General features: G+C 70.8%; 19 protein-coding genes. 16 read left to right on the plus strand and 3 right to left on the minus strand.

The genetic code is table 11. The annotated features are described in order from the left end of the window. Positions 1-359 precede the first annotated feature (359 nt). From ACFVVL_RS22040 to ACFVVL_RS22055, 4 genes are all read left to right on the plus strand, one after another. Entirely contained in the window at positions 360-938 is a 579-nt protein-coding gene (locus ACFVVL_RS22040) for a DUF4365 domain-containing protein (RefSeq protein ID WP_387677711.1), read from the plus strand. Positions 939-1,401: 463 nt separating this feature from the next. Beyond that, positions 1,402-2,160 (plus strand): hypothetical protein, encoded by a 759-nt coding sequence (locus tag ACFVVL_RS22045; protein WP_387677714.1) that lies wholly within the window; start codon positions 1,402-1,404, stop codon positions 2,158-2,160. Between the two features lie 73 nt (positions 2,161-2,233). After that, positions 2,234-2,893, plus strand: coding sequence for an HAD family hydrolase (locus ACFVVL_RS22050; RefSeq protein ID WP_387677717.1), 660 nt, complete (start codon positions 2,234-2,236; stop codon positions 2,891-2,893). Positions 2,894-2,931: 38 nt separating this feature from the next. Next, positions 2,932-3,735, plus strand: a complete 804-nt coding sequence (locus ACFVVL_RS22055; protein WP_387677720.1) for a DUF1932 domain-containing protein — start codon at positions 2,932-2,934, stop codon at positions 3,733-3,735. Positions 3,736-3,760: 25 nt separating this feature from the next. Here ACFVVL_RS22055 and ACFVVL_RS22060 read toward each other — a convergent pair whose 3' ends face one another. The 3 genes from ACFVVL_RS22060 to ACFVVL_RS22070 form a co-directional block, all read right to left on the minus strand. Further along, positions 3,761-4,312 (minus strand): guanylate kinase, encoded by a 552-nt coding sequence (locus ACFVVL_RS22060; RefSeq protein ID WP_387677723.1) that lies wholly within the window; start codon positions 4,310-4,312, stop codon positions 3,761-3,763. Next, complete coding sequence (locus ACFVVL_RS22065) at positions 4,309-5,310, minus strand: AAA family ATPase (RefSeq protein WP_387677726.1); 1,002 nt, start codon at positions 5,308-5,310, stop codon at positions 4,309-4,311. The genes ACFVVL_RS22060 and ACFVVL_RS22065 overlap by 4 nt, the downstream gene beginning before the upstream one ends. 258 nt (positions 5,311-5,568) lie before the next feature. Next, positions 5,569-5,919 carry a GntR family transcriptional regulator gene (locus ACFVVL_RS22070; protein WP_387677729.1) on the minus strand — a complete coding sequence of 117 codons (351 nt, stop codon included), beginning with the start codon at positions 5,917-5,919 and terminating at the stop codon, positions 5,569-5,571. 629 nt (positions 5,920-6,548) lie between these two features. On the opposite strand from ACFVVL_RS22070, the gene ACFVVL_RS22075 reads away from it, so the two are divergent. The 12 genes from ACFVVL_RS22075 to ACFVVL_RS22130 all read left to right on the plus strand — a co-directional run bounded on the left by ACFVVL_RS22075 (position 6,549) and on the right by ACFVVL_RS22130 (position 16,596). Then, positions 6,549-6,815, plus strand: coding sequence for a hypothetical protein (locus tag ACFVVL_RS22075; protein WP_387677732.1), 267 nt, complete (start codon positions 6,549-6,551; stop codon positions 6,813-6,815). Continuing rightward, a complete protein-coding gene (locus ACFVVL_RS22080; protein WP_387677735.1) occupies positions 6,815-7,195 on the plus strand; it encodes a WhiB family transcriptional regulator in 381 nt (126 codons plus the stop codon). Before ACFVVL_RS22075 ends, ACFVVL_RS22080 begins: the two co-directional genes overlap by 1 nt. 85 nt (positions 7,196-7,280) lie before the next feature. Then, positions 7,281-8,306, plus strand: coding sequence for a DUF2637 domain-containing protein (locus ACFVVL_RS22085; RefSeq protein WP_387677860.1), 1,026 nt, complete (start codon positions 7,281-7,283; stop codon positions 8,304-8,306). Further along, positions 8,303-8,659, plus strand: a complete 357-nt coding sequence (locus ACFVVL_RS22090; protein WP_387677738.1) for a hypothetical protein — start codon at positions 8,303-8,305, stop codon at positions 8,657-8,659. The genes ACFVVL_RS22085 and ACFVVL_RS22090 overlap by 4 nt, the downstream gene beginning before the upstream one ends. A 4-nt stretch (positions 8,660-8,663) precedes the next feature. After that, positions 8,664-9,041: an RRQRL motif-containing zinc-binding protein gene (locus tag ACFVVL_RS22095; RefSeq protein WP_387677741.1), complete on the plus strand. Its 378-nt coding sequence runs from the start codon at positions 8,664-8,666 to the stop codon at positions 9,039-9,041. Between the two features lie 12 nt (positions 9,042-9,053). After that, complete coding sequence (locus ACFVVL_RS22100; protein WP_387677744.1) at positions 9,054-9,293, plus strand: hypothetical protein; 240 nt, start codon at positions 9,054-9,056, stop codon at positions 9,291-9,293. A 91-nt stretch (positions 9,294-9,384) separates the two neighbouring features. Then, positions 9,385-11,073, plus strand: a complete 1,689-nt coding sequence (locus ACFVVL_RS22105; protein ID WP_387677747.1) for a hypothetical protein — start codon at positions 9,385-9,387, stop codon at positions 11,071-11,073. Between the two features lie 91 nt (positions 11,074-11,164). Further along, complete coding sequence (locus ACFVVL_RS22110) at positions 11,165-13,282, plus strand: hypothetical protein (protein WP_387677750.1); 2,118 nt, start codon at positions 11,165-11,167, stop codon at positions 13,280-13,282. Positions 13,283-13,514: 232 nt separating this feature from the next. After that, positions 13,515-13,703: a hypothetical protein gene (locus ACFVVL_RS22115; protein WP_387677753.1), complete on the plus strand. Its 189-nt coding sequence runs from the start codon at positions 13,515-13,517 to the stop codon at positions 13,701-13,703. A 179-nt stretch (positions 13,704-13,882) separates the two neighbouring features. Next, positions 13,883-14,197 carry a hypothetical protein gene (locus tag ACFVVL_RS22120; protein ID WP_387677756.1) on the plus strand — a complete coding sequence of 105 codons (315 nt, stop codon included), beginning with the start codon at positions 13,883-13,885 and terminating at the stop codon, positions 14,195-14,197. Positions 14,198-14,210: 13 nt separating this feature from the next. Beyond that, a complete protein-coding gene (locus tag ACFVVL_RS22125; RefSeq protein ID WP_387677758.1) occupies positions 14,211-15,440 on the plus strand; it encodes a hypothetical protein in 1,230 nt (409 codons plus the stop codon). A gap of 277 nt (positions 15,441-15,717) precedes the next feature. Beyond that, the gene (locus ACFVVL_RS22130; protein WP_387677761.1) at positions 15,718-16,596 is read left to right on the plus strand and encodes a bifunctional DNA primase/polymerase; all 879 of its coding nucleotides are present in this window, start codon (positions 15,718-15,720) and stop codon (positions 16,594-16,596) included. Positions 16,597-16,613: the final 17 nt, after the last annotated feature.

The raw sequence follows: 16,613 nt of genomic DNA on the forward strand, positions 1-16,613 counted from the left end.
CCGGCAGGGCCTCTGCACTGGGTCGGGGTGGCGGGATTTGAACCCACGGCCTCTTCGTCCCGAATTAGGCCCTGGAAGATCGCTGAACTGCGAGACCTGCCAAAGGTGCAGTTCAGAGCGTTGGTCTGTCTTGGTCTGCATTGGTACTCCAGCGGCAGCGCTCCAAGATCTTCTCCAGGATTTCTCCAGAGCCCGAACCAGGGCCGGATGGGTTCGGCACTCCCGGCCCTGACTGCCCACGCCAACCCCGAGGGTTGGCGCTGTCAGAGTGCCGCACTAGTGTTCGACCATGCTGATGCTGTCGGAAGTCCTGTGCTGCGCGCCTCCTTGATCTAGGCTTCACGCGGGGAGGTGGGCCTATGGCGTCGGGCGAGGCTGCAACTGAGAAGAAGCCGCGCAAAAGCCACATCCAGGCCGTAGACCCCAAAACAGTCACGGACATGATGGAGCTGCTTCAGCTCGGGTACGTGACTAGCGTGGCTGCTACGGCTGGATGCACTGTGGAGCGTGTGAGCGCTGACCTGTGGGGCATGGACCTGGCATTTGTCCGCCCTCCAGCCACCCCGCTGGAGGAGGAGGTCATGCTCCTGGCCGCGCTCAAGTGCACTACTCAGGTGACGCCGAACCCGGCGAGAGACACCTTCAGCTACCAGTTCACTAAGCGTCAGTACTTCGACCACCTGGCCAAGAATCGCCGTAACTTCAAATCCATCCTGATCGTTATGACTACGCCGGTGGTCCAAGCCGACTGGACGGAAGCTTCTCATGACGGCCTGCTGACCAGGAGGGCGTGTTACTGGAAGCATTTGCAGGGTATGGAAGTTGACGCCGGCGTTCAGAGGCCTAGCGTAAAGATCTCCACGAGCGACATATTTGATGCGCAGACGCTAATTAAGCTCATGGACCGAGTCGACAGGGGTGATCCGCTTCATGGCTGAGCCTTCTGCTTCCGCTCTGGCGGAGCGGGTTAACCCGGAAAAGCTCGCGATCCTACTTGGGGAGTCCGGCTGGACGCTTGCCGGCGGCCGCCGAGGAATCTATCTACGTCTCGCGCCACCCGGTGATGGTCCCAGTTGGTCGCGGTCCCCCTCCTTGTTGCTCCCCCTGGATCAGGATGATCCAGATTACCGTGAGATGATGGTTGCGGCTCTTGATCAAATTGCCCAGGATCCCGACTTCTGGGGACGTGTCGTATTTCCTAAGCTGGCGGTAAGTAGTTCGGATGAGTTTCGCTTTCGGCGAGAGTCGGCTGCTCCTAGTGGGCTAATTGGCTGGCGCAGCGGTGAGCAATTGATTGAATCGGCTCGACGCGCAATGATTGCTGGGGCCAAGTATTATCTGGGGCCGGAGCGTCATTTTGTTAATCGGCATGGTCGCTTCGCCAGTAGGTACCTTGACCAAGTGCTGATGGGGCAGACGGCGCCGGGGAGTTACATCGTGACTGCCTTTGTCCCGCCAACGGCTGGCGTTCCACTGAAGTCTGAGCCCGAGCCTGCACTTGAAGGTTTGGGGTCGGTCTCATCTCGCTCGGTGAGTGAGGCTGTGGTCAAGGCGGTTGAAGCCACTTTGGAAGCCGTCGAGCACTTCAGGAGTCTTGGCACTCTTTCTGGCTTCATTGAAGGCGTTCCGAACGGCGTTTCATACGAGATGACAAACGCGCTTCTCGGGATGGCCGCGATGTCTGACGGGGCGGATATAACAGTTGACTGGGATCCAGCGGTCCCGGCCGGCGGATCCCAGTCAGTCCACTTTGAGCTTAAGGGGTCTGATGCTGAGGTTCTAGGTAAAGCCGCTCAGCAACTGGCCGAGGATACCGGCCCCCAGTATGTGACGATAATTGGCCGGGTTCACCTGCTTGCTAAAAAGCAGGCTGGCAGCCCGGGTGTATTCGGCGTGGAATCAATTTCATCCAGCTTGCCCAAGAAGGTGCGGGTTAGGCTCGCTGACGAAGAGGACTACCATGAAGCGATTCGGGCGCATGAGGAGGATCTGGCGCTTCAAGTGAGCGGAAGACTGGAAAAAGAGGGAAATCTTAGCTGGTTGTACAATGCCACTGTGGTCCGAATCCTTGGCCCGCTGGAGAATTTCGAGACCAGGAAGCGACGGAGGGGTCCGGTGGCTCACATTGACCAGCCCCCTCTGTTTGATTCTCCAGAATAGGGAAGAGGGTTGGGCTCATGAGCGATCGATCTCCCGCGAAGCGGTCGATGAGGCCGGCGGTAGGGTCGCCGTCATGGGCAAGCTCGTTCTCATCGACCTCGACAACACGCTGATCAACCGGAACGGTGCTATGGCGGACTGGGTCGCCGACTTCGGTGCGTCCCGGCGGCTGTCGCCAGAGGCAGCACATTGTCTCGCCGAGGGGCTCAGGGAGCGCGCGACGGTCGCTACATTCGACGGCCTTCGCTGCACCCTCGGCCTGGTGGAGTCGGCTGCCCAACTGTGGGACAGGTACGTGACCGGAATGGCAGCCCGGGTGGTCTGCAGGCCGACGACACTGTCCCGCCTCGACCAACTACGGGCCGCTGGCTGGTCGGCACGTGTGTTGACCAATGGGTCTGCCGACATTCAGCGGGCCAAGATCGCTGCTGCGGGCATCCTGGGCCGAGTCGACGGGGTCTATATCTCGGAGGAGATCGGTGTCCGAAAGCCGGACCCCAGAGCGTTCCACGCGGCGACTGAGTGGTGCGACAGCCAGGTGTCGGGTGTGGGCTGGATGGTTGGCGACAACCCCATGACCGATATCGCCGGAGCCAGCGCGATTGGCTTGCGGACCATATGGATCTCAGCCGGACGACCGTGGATGGTACCGGGCCTGGCCCCGGACCATATTGCCGAGACCGCCAACGATGCATTGGACTTCTTGCTCGGACTCCCGGAGGACTCACGATGACTGTCAGGCCGATTGTGGGCATCCTTCACCCAGGGAGCATGGGGGCAGCCGTAGCCGCCTGCGCTCGCCCGAACGCGGCGCGGGTGCTGTGGTGCCCGGTGGGCCGCAGCCCGGAGACCGCGGCACGGGCCGAGCGCGCCGGGCTCGAACCCGCCGCCGACCTCGACGACCTGCTGCGGCAGGCCCACGTCGTACTCAGCCTCTGCCCGCCGGCCGCAGCAGAGGACGTGGCCCGGGCCGTCGCTGAGCGGCAGTACGCCGGCGTCTACGTGGAGGCCAACGCCATCAACCCGGAGAGGTCCCAGCGCATCGCGGACCTGCTGGTCGGCTCCACCCACGCGGTGGTCGACGGCGCCGTGATCGGCTCGCCGCCGATCGGTGGCAAGCGGACCCGGCTCTACCTGTCCGGGCCGGCGGACGCACTCGCGCTGCTGGAGGGCCTGTTCGCCGGCAGCCCGGTGGAGACGCCCGTGCTGGGCAACGACATCGGACAGGCGTCGGCACTCAAGCTGGCCTACAGCTCCTACCAGAAGGCATCGCGCGTGCTGGCGGCGCTGGCATTCGGCGCGGCGCGAGCCCACGGCGTGGACGAAGCGCTGCTCGACGTCGCCGGGAAGCGGCAGGGCAGCTACCTGACGGAGACCGGGTACATCGCGAAGACGGCGACCCGCGCATGGCGCTGGGGCCCGGAAGTGGAAGAGGCCGCCGACCTGCTCGCCAGCGCCGGCCTCCCGGACGAGGTCCTGCGGGCCGCCGCTCAGACGCTGGCACGGTGGGACAGCAGCAAGGGCCTCACCGAGCTGACGCCCGATGAGGCCCTCGACCGTCTCGCTCAGCCGTAGCGCCCGCTGTCGGGCCGTCTTTCGTTCACCCCCGTGTCGACACCAGCTCGTCGATCAGCCGAGCCGCTTCGGCCGGCCCGGTGCTGCCGGTGTCCACCGTGAGGTCCCACCGCTGACCGGGGTGCGCGTCCACATCGGCTCGCGTGGCGTCCCACGCGGCCAGCCGGGCGCCGGTGTCGGCGTCCCCTCGACCGGCCGACCGAACCGCGGTCTCTTCTCGGGTGCACCAGAGCAGCACCGTAGACCAGGCGGCGGGGTACCCCTTCACGAGGGCGTCGATGCCGTCGATCTGTCCCAGATGGACGACCGGGATCCCGTCCTCGAACGCCTCGCCCAGACCCGGTCGGTCGATGGCGTAGACATTGCCGTACCGGCTGTTCTCGTAGACGACGTCGCCGTCGGTCCTCAGCTCGGCGAGCTGCTCGGCCGTGCCCATCCGGTATCCGACGGACTTCCCCGATCCGACCTTGAGGCGGGAGAACAGTCGGTACTCCGGACTGATGTCCTGGAGCGCCCGGGTCACCGTGTCCTTCCCGGCGGCGGGCGGCCCGTACAGGATGAGGCCCCGAGCGATCACAGCACGCCTCCACTCAGTACGTCGCGAGCTTGGTCAGCAGCGGCAATGGCCGCGCCGAGGCGGTTGTCGACCACGAAGTGCGGGCCCTGAGGACGCAACTTCAGGTCGACCGTGGCCAGGTAGTCCTCCCAGTGCTCCATCTTCCAGAGGTCGCGGGCAGCGCCACGAAACTCGACGTATTCCTTCATGGAGTCGGAGTCGCACTCGACCCAAATGGCCGCGACTGTCGCCCGCTTCGCCTTGCACCGGTTGTAGAACCGCTGCATCCATTCCTCTTGAGAAAACTCAGCCAGGAACGGGGCATCGAGGATCACGGATGTCCCGCAGTCGACGTTGTCCCATGCGGCCTCCATGAGGCAGCGGTATTCGAGCGGTCGGACCTTTTCCCGGTAGAGGTCAGAGCTTCGATCGTTCGCCTCGCCGCCTAGTGCGGCGAGAAGTTGGTCGACCAGTGGGCGGGTCAGTGAATCCTTATCCAGAATGGGCCAGCCGGTGAGGCGACCCAGGAACTTTGCGAATTCACTCTTCCCGGACCCGGCGTATCCTCCTACCAGGAGGATCATCGGGCCACTCTCGGCGCCGTTGCGGCGCTTCCACGCGTCGATGACCCGGGTGCGGAATGCATCAACGTCAACCTCGCCTGCCCCCTCGCGGACGCTGTCGAGTGCTTCGCGGATCGCACCGGCCGGGTCGGGGGCTGCTTCGACTGTTGCGCGCTGGCTGGGCACCGTAGCCACCTCTCCGGGGAGAGCCCGGCGAAAGCCCAGTTCCGCTTCGTTCAAGCGATAGAGAATGCCGTAGGCGCGGCGATAGTCAGGGCGGGGATACGACGTCGCGTTTTCGTGAGCCCAAACTGTCTGAAAGTTGGCGGCAAGGTGGAACCTGTGCCGCTCGCCGATGTCCCGCAGCTTCTCGCCGACTTGCTCAAGGGTCAGTTCGTGGGATTCCCTGATGGCCTTGAGGATTGCCGGGTTCCATCCTGGGCGTTGCCGAGCCATATTCCCCTCCTAGGAAACTGCTCGTGCCGCGAGTGTAGCGGCTCGTTGAGTCACCTGAAAATCGCGATAGAAGTCGTGATAGCAGTCGTGTAAGGAGCCGCGACCGAATATCGGTAAAGCTCTGTGATACCTGCGCGGCGCCGCCCCGGTGTGAACTGGGACCAGTCCACGCCAGGAGGCATCAGTGAAACTCGGTCCGCGCTATGCGACCGGGGGACCGCAGCAAGGCCGCGATCCCCCGAACCCCCCACCTGCGCGTCATCGCGCCTCAAGCTCCGCGACCCGGGCCTGCAACTCGCGAAGCTCGCCACGAACTTCGTCGAGCTCACGCCGCAGCCGCCCGGCCTCGCCGGCCGTTGCCGCCGTCGCCTTCGACGCCGCGTCCGCAGTCAGGAACGCTGCCTTGCCTTGGTGGCTCACCACCAAGCCGGCCTTTTTGAGGTGCTCGACGGCCGCTCGTGCGACGGTGGCGGTCACCGTGTAGTGCTCCTGGAGCTTCGCCAGGGACGGGATCTTTCCGCCCGCCTCAAACTCTCCGTTGGCGATCCTCGCGCAAAGGTCGTCCGCCACCTGCCGGTAGGCGGACTTCTCTCCGGTCCACTCGACCATCAACACTCCACATCCCTCTGCGTCTCTGCCTCATAGTGCCGCACCGTCTGGCCGGAACCAATGCTTCCGCATCTCGCCCGGCCGATGAGCTTGCTAACTCTGCCTCTCTGCCTCACAGTGGACTGTGCGGCAGAGAGAACAAAGTTCTCTCAGGCCTCGCTATTCCTGCACGTCTGCCGCCCGGAGGGGTGGGGTGACAGCCCCTCGAAGGAAGCGGTCGTTCCTTAAGAACTCCACAGAGTGTCTATCGCGACGAGGGGCTTCTCCTCGTCCCCGCTGCGGACCGGGAGATGTCCGCCCCTTGGCGACCACTTCCTGTCGCACCGGCTCTGGACGAGACCCCGCTTGCGGGGTGCCACCCGGTGCGCGTCGCCCTGCTGGCGCCAGAGCAGTGACGATGGCGCGCCCGATCACGGGCTCGGGACCGGCCGGCGTGGCAACGGCGGCCTGGTGAAGCCCAGCGTCCGAGTGTCTTTGGTCCCCGATCCGTCCGCCTGTCGGCTGGGTCGGGGGTCATGGCTGCTCGCACGTGACGAGTAGCTGGCCCGCATGAGTCGGGCCGCCGCGCTCCGGCCAAGGATCGCGCGGCGGCCCTGCGGGCTCACCCCCCGATTGGACGAGGTGAACCCATGAAACTGATTGTTGCAGGCCAGGAGGCCGCAACGCCTGAGGAGTTCGCGGAGCTGGCCTTCGGGACCGGTGCCGACTACGGGTTCGGCGTCGACACGGAGCTGTTCGACGGCAGCACGGACAGCTCCGCCGAGGACCGGTTGGTCCGGCTGGACGTGGCGCGGGCGGTTCTGCGGGACCTGGACCCGCCGGCCGCCCGCTTCGCGTCCGCGCTGATGCGCACGGCCGAGCGCCGCCGGGCCCAGGTGTGGAAGGCGGCGGCGTGATGGCCGAGCTGCACAGCCTCCTCAGCGGGCCGGCGACCCGCACCCCGCACCTGACCGGCCGCCCGGCGGCCACCGTGCTCGCCGAGGTCCGCCCGGGCGGGGACGGCGACCTGCGTGGCGCCGCCTGTGCCGGTGTCGACACCGACCTGTTCTACCCGGACCCCGAGGAGATCGGGCCGGAGGCGGCCGAGTGGGCCGAGCGCCGCGCCAAGATGATGTGCGCCGGGTGCCCGGTTCGCACGATGTGCCTGGCCGACGCGCTGAAGCGCAAGGAGCCGACCGGCATCTTCGGCGGCCTGACCGCCCGCGAGCGCTACAACCTGCAGCGCAGGGGCACCCGCTCCCGGGCCCGGGTGAGCGCCGGGGGTGGCCGCTCGTGACCACTCTGCTGATGCTCACGGCCACCGTGAGCGCGCTCACCGCCCGCTCATGGCGCACGGTTCGGGGGCCGCGATGAAGGCGGCGATGAGCCCCGCGCAGATCCGTTCGGCCGAGCGTGCGCTGAGCGTCGGGACGTGGGCGATCACGTTCGGCGCGGTCCTGTACAGCGTGCTCACGGTGACCCCGCTCATGGCCGGCCACACCCCGCCGGGGTGGAAGTGGACGGCGCCGATCCTGCCGATCGTCGTGGACGCGGCGGTGGTGATCGTGGTGCGGATGGACGCCACGCTCGCCCGCCTGAACGGCGACGGCGGACGCTGGCCGGTCGTGCTGCGGTGGATGACCGGCCTCATGACGGTGCTGCTCAACGTGGGTCTGTCCGCCCTGGACAAGGACGGGGTGGGGGTGGCGGTTCACTCGGTGGCACCGCTGCTGCTGATCGTCACGGCCGAGACGTCCCTCGCCTACCGGCGGGCGATCGGCGCCGCGCTGGCCGCCCGTGAAGACGCTGAGCGGGCCGAGCGTGAGCAGCGCGAACAGCGGGCCGAGGCCCGGCGCCAGGAGGAGCGGGCCGAGCGGCTCGCCCGGTGGGAGGCCACGGAGCGGGCCGAGCGTGAGCGCCGTGAGCACGACGCCAAGGTTGCCCGTGAGCAGCGTGAGCACGACGCGAGCATGGCCCGCGAGGAGCGCGCGGAGACCGCCCGCCGCGAGGCCGCCGAGCGCGATGAGAAGGCCCGGCGGGAGGACGCCGAGCGGGCCGAGCGTGAGCGCCGTGAGCGCGAACGGCGTGAGCGTGAGCGCCGTGAGCGTGAGGCGAGCGAGCGTGAGCGCGCCGAGCGGGCCGAGGCTGAGCGGCGTGAGCGGGAGGTCGCCGAGCAGGCCATCGTCGATCTGCTCGCCGCCGGTCCCGCCGCCGAGAAGCTGCCGGAGGAGCGGGCCCGGGAGGTCGCCGCTGCTGCCGTCGCGGCCGGACTGTCCCAGCGTCAGGCGGTGGAGCTGACCGGCTGGTCGGCCGGCTGGATCGCCGCCCGCTACAAGGAACACCCCGCCGTCCGGCCCGCCCTGCACGCCGTCCCCACCACGACCACCGACCAGGAGCAGGCATCGTGACCACCACCACCGACACCCGCCCCACCGCCGCCGACCAGATCGACGCTGCCAGTGCCCTGCTGTCCCTGCTGACCGCCCACTCGGCCCTGCCCACCGCGACCATCCAGCTCCAGTACCTGCGGATGCCCGGCACGGACGACTTCCTGTGGGGGTTCGAGGTCGCGCTGCACGACGGCCTCGACCACTTCGAGCAGTGGCGCCAGGCCCTCGGCGTCGACCCGGCCACCGTCGACCACGGCACCGTCGTCTCCGGCACGCTCGCCTGGCTCACCGCCTTCACCACGCACTGCGGCGTCCCCGTGAAGCTGACCGGCTTCTACCACCGGCCCGACACCGACGCGCCCGGCCGGTAGCGCCGTGGGACGCCCCCGGCACTGGGACCCCACCGGCGAGCGCCACGGCGGCACCCCGACCTACCCGTGGCGCATGGCCCCGCGCGGCCTGTTCACCCGCGCGCAGCTCCGCGCGAAGGGCCTGCGCCCGGGCGGGCAGGACGTCGCCGCGCAGATCTGCTGGCGCTCCCGCCGGGCCAAGGGCCCGCGCACCGCCTACCTCTACCGGATCGACCGGGCCAAGCCCGTGCGGCCGATGACCCCCGCGAAGGCCGCCGCCCTCGCCAAGGCCAACGCCGCCCGCCGCACCTGCCCGACCTGCGGCCGTGACGCCGGCTACGTCCTCCCCGCGCATCTCGGCACCTGCCTGCCCTGCGCCGATACCGCCGCCCTCGCGGCCTGAAAGGAGACCCTGGTGGAGACCACCAGCACGCCTGACTCGCCGGTCCTCTACACCTGGATGATCACGCTGCAGTTCCCGGTCCGCCTCGGGTTCGGCGCGGTCACGGAGACCGGTCACTTCCCGGTCCAGCCGGACAAGCCCGCCAGCCGCATGGCCGCTTACCGGGAGATCCGTGCGCTGATGGCCCGGACCTACCCCGAGACCACCGGCGCGACGCTCCTGTTCTTCTCGCTGGAGCCCGACCGGCTCTGACCAGCCACAACAGCCCGGAACCGCCGACAGCTCGCCAGCGCGCGGCGGTTCCGGGTGCTCCGCCCTCCCAAGAGAACCGGAGACCCGCATCATGGCCGAACCACCGGCCCCGACGCTCGTCGAGGTCACCACCGTCCCCCAGATCCAGCCACCCCCCGCTCCGCCGCAGGCGAAGACGCCACCCGCCCCGCCCGCTCCGGCGGTCGGGGCGGTTCCGGGTGTGCCGCTCGCCGTGGCCGTGGCGAACGCGCTCGGCGGCACCGTCGCCGGAGCGCTGTCCCTCGGCGGCCCCGTCACCCTCGCCGTGGCCGGCACCGCCGCCGGTGCCGCCGCGATCGGCGGCCTGGCCCGCCGCCGCGCCGCCACCCGCCACCACACCCCGAACACCGCCACCCGCCGCGCCGCCGCCCAGCGCGCGACCGCGCCGGGTGGCCTCTTCACCCCGACCACGGCCGGACGCACGCCGAGGGCGGGCGGTGCCGCCTCGGCTGCTGGGGCGGGTCGTTACGCCCCGTCCGCCCCCCGTTCGGCCGGCCGATCCGCCGGTCCGACGGCCGGCGGCGGGCGCCCGCCGGCCGCTCCCAACTCCTCCTCCGTGTCTCGGAAAGGACCCTCCGCCATGGGTCGAACGGCCGGAATCCCCTCCCACGCCCGCAGCGCGACCGGGGCGTCCGGCACGGCCGCCGGCACCCGTTCGAAGGGCGGCGGGCCGCGCCACCGGACGAACGGCGCCGCCGCGCACACCCTGGCCAAGGCCGCCTCCCGCCTGCCCGACTCCACCCCGCAGAGCGGGGCCGGCGCCGGACAGGTCGACCGGCGGGACCAGCGGCTCGCGAAGGTCGCCGAGCGCACCGCCCGCAGGGTCGCCAAGGGCCAGGCCAAGGCCGAGCGGGCCGCCGGGATCGACCCCACCACCGGCGCCGGCGCCCACCCGGCAGGGCCCGGTGTCCTGCGCGGATCGGGGCCCTCGCCGGTGCAGGCGAAGGCCCTGCGGCGCTCGGCGATGCGCCACCGCGCGCGGATGGCCGGTGCCGCCGCCGCGACGGGGCTGGTCGGCCTGGCGTCGGCGGCAGTCGGCAACTGGCGCCACAAGGGCAAGGTCGCGGGCCACATGCGCCGCACCTGGACCCGCATGGCCGCCCGCGCCCGCGCCGTACGCGACGCCCGCAACGCCGCGATCCTCGGCACCGCCAACCCCACCGACACCCACACGCCCGGTGTCGGGGCGGTGGCCGTGCCGGTCCCCGCCCAGTACGTCAACATCCCCGGCCGCCCCGCCCCCGCCCCGGCCGGCGCTCCCGGCGCCGGCGGCCCCGCGTTCGAGCTCTTCGGCCGCCCCTCCCGTCCCGGCACCACGCCCGCCGTCGCCCCGATCGCCCTCGGCAAGTCCACCGTGAAGGAGTCCACCGTGTCCGACCTCGACAGCGGCACCTCCGCCGCCTCGTTCAACCTCACCTCCGCCGCCGACGTCCTGCTCCAGGCCGCGACCACCTTCGACCCCGAGACGATGATCGAGTTCGGCGCCTTCGCCGACGACCTGCCCGTCGCGTTCACCACGCTCCAGGACGTCCTGCGCGTCCTCGCCGAGCAGGCCGCCGAGCGCCTGCCGCTGGACCCGAGCGTGGTCGAGGAGATCAGCCAGGGCTACCGGGCCATGGGCGCGGTCGTCCACGCCCTCGACGAGGTCGCCCCCACCTTCCGCAAGGCCCACGCCGAAGACCTGGAGCGCCACGAGAACCCCCGCAACGGCCTGGACGCCGAGCGGAAGTGGAACGTCTGACCCTCCCCGCCCCAGCTCCGACCTTCCGCAACCCCGCCGGGCCGTCCACAGGCTGTGGACGGCCCGGCCCCGTACGGCTGGAGACCACCGCATGACCAAGACCACGAAGAACTCCGGTCCCCGCGTGGACTGGAAGGCCGGACACGGCATCCTGTCCGGCACCCTCAACGCCACCGCCGGCGCGCTGACCACCACCGCGCTCGGCCACGCGAGCGGCATGCCCGCCACCTGGGCGCTCGCCGCCGGGGCGGCCGGGGCGCTCGGCACCATCGGCGCCGGTCTGCGCAAGCGGCTGACCGCCGCCACCCTCACGTTCCGCAGCACGTGCTGGATGACGGCCGGCGGCTGGTCGTCCTGGGCCCTGGCCCACGGCGGCCCGTGGCAGTGGCCCGAGATCGGCTCGCTCGCCGCCGCCGGGATCGCCGCCGGCACCCTCGCGGTCGGCTTCGCCGCGCACGAGGAGGTCGAGCAGGCCAAACGGCAGCATCTGCTGCTGATCGGCGCCCGCCGACAGGTCGCCGCGGAGTGGACCGACCGGATCAAGCGCGTCTGCAACGTTGACGTCACCGTCCTCGGGGTCGAGCACTGGCCCTCCGGTGCCGGGTACACGCTGGAGATCGAGCTGCCCGAGGGCGGCACCACCCGACGGTCCATCACCGACCGCACCGAAGGCCTCGGTTCCGACCTCGACCTGCCCGACGGCTGCGGACTCCAGGTCATGCCCGGCATCTCCCGCCGGCGCGTCCTCGTCCAGGTCACCACCAAAGTCCTCACCGACGCGCTCGACTTCCCCGTCGATGAGATGAGCGAGGTGACGACCGTCAACAACCCGATCCCCGTCGCGCTGCTGTCCAACGGCGCCCGCGCCGAGATGGACCTGCGGCAGGCGTCCACCATCGTCACCGGCCCCACCGGGTCGGGCAAGACCAATTGGCTCCACACGCTGGTCGCCCGCCTGCTCCAGACGAACGACACGCTCGTGTGGGTGATCGACCTCAACGCCGGGTCCATCGGCCTGCCCTGGCTGAACGCCTGGCGCGACGCCCAGATCCACCGGCCCGGCTCCCGCTGGGCCGACGCCGAGATCCCGGTGCCGGGCGTGGACTGGGTGGCGTCCACCCCCGAGGAGGCCAAGCGCATGCTGGCGGCGGCGGTCCGGATCGCCAAGCGCCGCAAGGCCGCCTACCAGGACGCCATGCGCGACGCCAACGACGACAAGCTGCCCGTCGGCCCGACCGTCCCCGAGATCGTCATCGTCATGGACGAAGGCGCCGAGGTCGCCGCCACCCGCGAGGCCCGCGCCGTCCTCGCCGGCGTCTCCGAGGTCATCCGCATCGCCCGCGCCATGGCCATCCGCGCCGTGGTCTCCGTCCTGCGCGTCACCCAGGACGTCATGCCCGACCCGCTCGTGCGCAAGATGGCCTCCAACCGGCTCGCCACCGGCGCATTCGAGGACTCCGAACTCGGGCACCTCTTCGGCTGGCGGGCCCTGCGCGCCGAGGACAGCTTCTCCGGGCCGGGGTCGGTGCTCGTCGGCACCGAGGGCAAGCAGCCGGCCAAGGCCCACCAGCCGCGCATCACCCCCGGCATGATCGAGGAGGTCAGCGTGCTCACCGCCCACCGCCGCCCCGCCCTCGACGCCCCCTCCCTCGAAGCCGCCGGCACCGACTACACCGACCGCTGGCTGCTGGAGCGCTGTGGCCACCTCTGGGCCACCGGCACCGAAGCCGTCACGGCCACCGCCACAACGACCGGCACCGCCGGCGGCCCGGCGGCCGGAACCGGCCGGGGCTCGGCTCCGGCCGGCGGGTGGAAGGCCACGGCCGGATGGGACACCCCCGCCGAGGCGCCGGTCGACGACCTCGAATCGATCTGGCTGCTGCCCGCCGCCGGCACCGACGCCGACCCCAACCCGCCCGGCACCGACTGGGCCGACCCGTCCACCTGGACCACCGGCCGCGAACTCGCCACCCCGGAGCCCGGTGCCCGGGAGGCCGCGCTCATGCTCCTCATCACGGCGGGGCCCGAGGGCACGGGAGCGAGCGCGATGGAGAAGATCCTCAAGCCGGAGTTCGGGACCACCCGTCCGACCATCGCCGGATGGCTCAAGTCCTGGGCCGAGAACGGCGAAGTGGTGCGCGTCGGCGAGGGCAGCAAGGCCCGCTACGTCCACCGTCAGCACCTGCCCGAACCGCCCGCCGGCGACTGACCAGACCGCCTGTCTGTCGCCTGTCGCCCCCGCCCCGCAGGGAGGGGGTTCCGCCCGCCCGACACCTGTCAGACCCCCTGCGACCTGCGGGACTACAGGCTACAGACAGGCGACAGGCAACAGGCGACAGACAGGCCGGCACTACAGGCACGCAACAGGCACCACGGCCCGCCCCGACAGTCTCGGGGCGGGCCGCCCCACACCCATCCACCCCCCGGAAGAGAGCCCCGCCGTGATCGTTGCGCTCAGCACCACCATCCTGTTCGCGATCATCTCCGCCGTCCTCATCCGGGGCCGGCGCGTCTCCCTGCCCACCGCGCTCGTGCTCTGGCTCTCCGGCTTCACCGCCGCCGGAACCGGCGTCGCCGGACCCGTGAACGACTTCCTCGCCTCCCTGGTCCGACTCGTCTCCGGCCACTGACCCACCCACCCGCGCACCGCCCCGCCGACGGGAGAACCCGATGGACCGCACCACCGCCCCGCAGCAGCTGTTCGCCGCCCCGGTGCTCCACGGCCCGGACGGCACCCCCTACTACCTCCCCCCCCGCCCAGAACCTCACCGCACCGCCCGCCGTCTACCACCCCGCCGCCCCCGCCCCGGTGGTCCACGCCCCGGCCCTCGCGCCGACCACCGTCTACCTTCCCACCCCGCCCCCGGCCACCAACCCGGTTCCGGCGCGGGACCCGTGGCCCGCCCGCCTGCTCGCCGGTGGCGTCGCCCTCGGCGCCGGCGGCCTTGGCATCGGCTACGCGGTTCAGGCCGTCGCGGCGGCGGCCGGGAGCGTCGGCGGCCTCGCCGTGCTCGGGGTCGGCGCCTACGCCCTCGCCAAGACCACCGGCGGCAGCGGTGGCCGGGGCGGCGGCGGGCAGGGCGCTGTGAACGTCAACGTCACTGTCTCCAACCGCAACCGGTGACCGGCGCGTTGTCGTGGACTTCTTCCTCGGCACCCACGCCCCCGGCTGGCTGAAGGACACCCGGGCCTGGCTGTTCGTCTCCGACCGCCGCCTACGCTCCCGCCGGCAGCTGCCGCGGGCGCTCGGAAACTGGTCGCTCGACTCGGGCGGGTTCACCGAGCTTCAGCAATACGGCTCCTGGGACCACGGCCCTTCCCCGCACGAGTACGCGGACCGGGTGCGCCGCTACCGGGACGAGATCGGTGGGCTGCTGTGGGCGTCGCCGCAGGACTGGATGTGCGAGCCGATCGTCATCAGCGGCGGCACGGCCGGCGGCGGCGTCACGTTCGCCGGCACGGGCCTCAGCGTGGCCGAGCACCAGCGCCGCACCGTCGCGAACTACCTGCTGCTGCGGGACATCGCGCCGGACCTGCCGTTCATCCCCGTCCTCCAGGGCTACCGGCTGGAGGAGTACCTGACCTGCATCGACCGGTACGGGGATGCGGGCGTGGACCTCGCGGGTGAGCCGATCGTGGGGATCGGGTCGGTGTGCCGGAGGCAGGCCACCACGGAAGCCGCCGAGATCATCGCGGCCGTCCGCGACCGCGTTCCTGGGATCCGGCTCCATGGCTTCGGGATCAAGACGTCGGGCCTGGCGTCCTACGGCAGCATGCTCGCCTCCGCCGACTCCATGGCCTGGTCCTACTCCGCCCGCAAGCGTCCGCCCCTGCCCGGCCACACCCACATCACATGTGCCAACTGCCGGGTGTGGGCGTTCCGGTGGCGCGAGAAGGTATTGGCCTCCCTCGCCCGGCATGCCACCCGCACCCCGCCTGCCGCCCATCGGAAAGGGGCTGCCGTGTCCAGAAAACTGGACGCCCCACCCGCCCTCGCCCCGGTCCCGGCGCCCGCCCAGGGCGGGGCCCGGGTGTCCAGAAAACTGGACACCCAACCCGCCGCCGAGGCGCCGTTGCGGTTGGCGCTGGCTGCGTTCCGGGACGACGCCGCCCGGCTGGAGCGCGACGCCACCATCCGATGGGCCCACCACACCGCCGGCCTGTCCATCCGGGCGATAGCCGCCCGCCTCGGCCTCAGCCCGGCCCGCGTCGGCCAGATCACCGCCCAACCCGATCAACCCCTGATCGAAACCCTGCGCGCCCTGCGCGCGCGGTGGGGCGTGGACGCAGACCCCGCCACGGCGGCAGCGGCCGACCACATCATCGCCACCCTCATCGACACCGCACCCGGCACCGCCGCCGCATGAGCGCCCTCGACTGGCGCGACGCTTGCCACTACGACCGCACCCGCATCCTGCCGTGCCGGTGGTGCGGCGGACCGACCCCACTCCGCGACGACCAGTGTCGGCCTTCGCACAAGGTCTGCGCTGAGCAGCACACCCCCGCTGCCGCGCTGGCCCAGGCCGCACCGGCCCCTGCGGTGCGGCTCCGCCCCGCCGCTGTGACCTCCCACGAGGAACCCGTGCCCGATAACACCCTGTTCACCGCGCCCGTCACCGGCCAGCGCCACCGGGGGAGGGTCGCGTGACCCATTCCCCGCTGCTACAACTCGCACTCTGGCTCGCCGCGCGGGGCATCCCCGCACTACCGCTCAGCGCCAACAAGCGACCCCTGCACAACTGCCCGACCTGCGCGGACATCGCGTGCGGCGGCCGGCCGAACATGAAGACCCCCGGCCCGTGCGCGTGCCCGCTGCCCTGCCACGCATGGGCCGCCGCCACCACTGCCCCTGGCACCCTGACCGGTTCGGCATGGGCCCGCGCCTGGCGACAGGCCGCCGCCGTCGGCTACCACCCCGGCGGGGCCGGTGTCACCGTCGTCGATCTCGACAGCGCGGACGCCGTAACGTGGGCCTGTGCCGCGCTGCCCCCGACGCTCACCGTGCCCACCACGCGCGGACAGCACTGGATTTACCGGGGCGTCATGAACTCCGCCAATCACGTCCGCCCGGACGTCGACATCAAGTCCCTGATGCACTACGCCCGTTGGCTCGGACCCGGCATCGGCACCATGACCGACCTGCCCGACGCCGTCCGCGCCCTCGCGGCCAAGGAAGACACCACCCCCGCGCCGAGCGGGAGCCGGGTGGTCTCTTCCACCCCCGGCAGCACGTGGTCCCGCAACACAGACCACGGATGCCGCCACACCGAGGGCTACGTCCGCACCGGCCTCGCCCGGGGCGTCGACCTCATCCGCGCCCGCCAGGAAAACGGCGCCAGCTCACAGGCGTTCGGCGCCGCCCGCTTCCTCGCCGCCCAACACACCCGCTGCCCCGGCCCCTGCCACCTCAGCACCCTCGCCGAGCAGCTCATCGGCGCGGCCGTGTCCGTTGGGGTGCCCCACGCCTACGCCACCCGCGCCGTCACCCGTGGCCTTGCCGCCGCCGGCGCCCACCTCACCTAGCCACCCTACGAGCACAC

Origin of the sequence: Kitasatospora sp. NPDC058115, from assembly GCF_042884635.1 — a bacterium.
Classification (GTDB): Bacteria; Actinomycetota; Actinomycetes; order Streptomycetales; family Streptomycetaceae; genus Kitasatospora.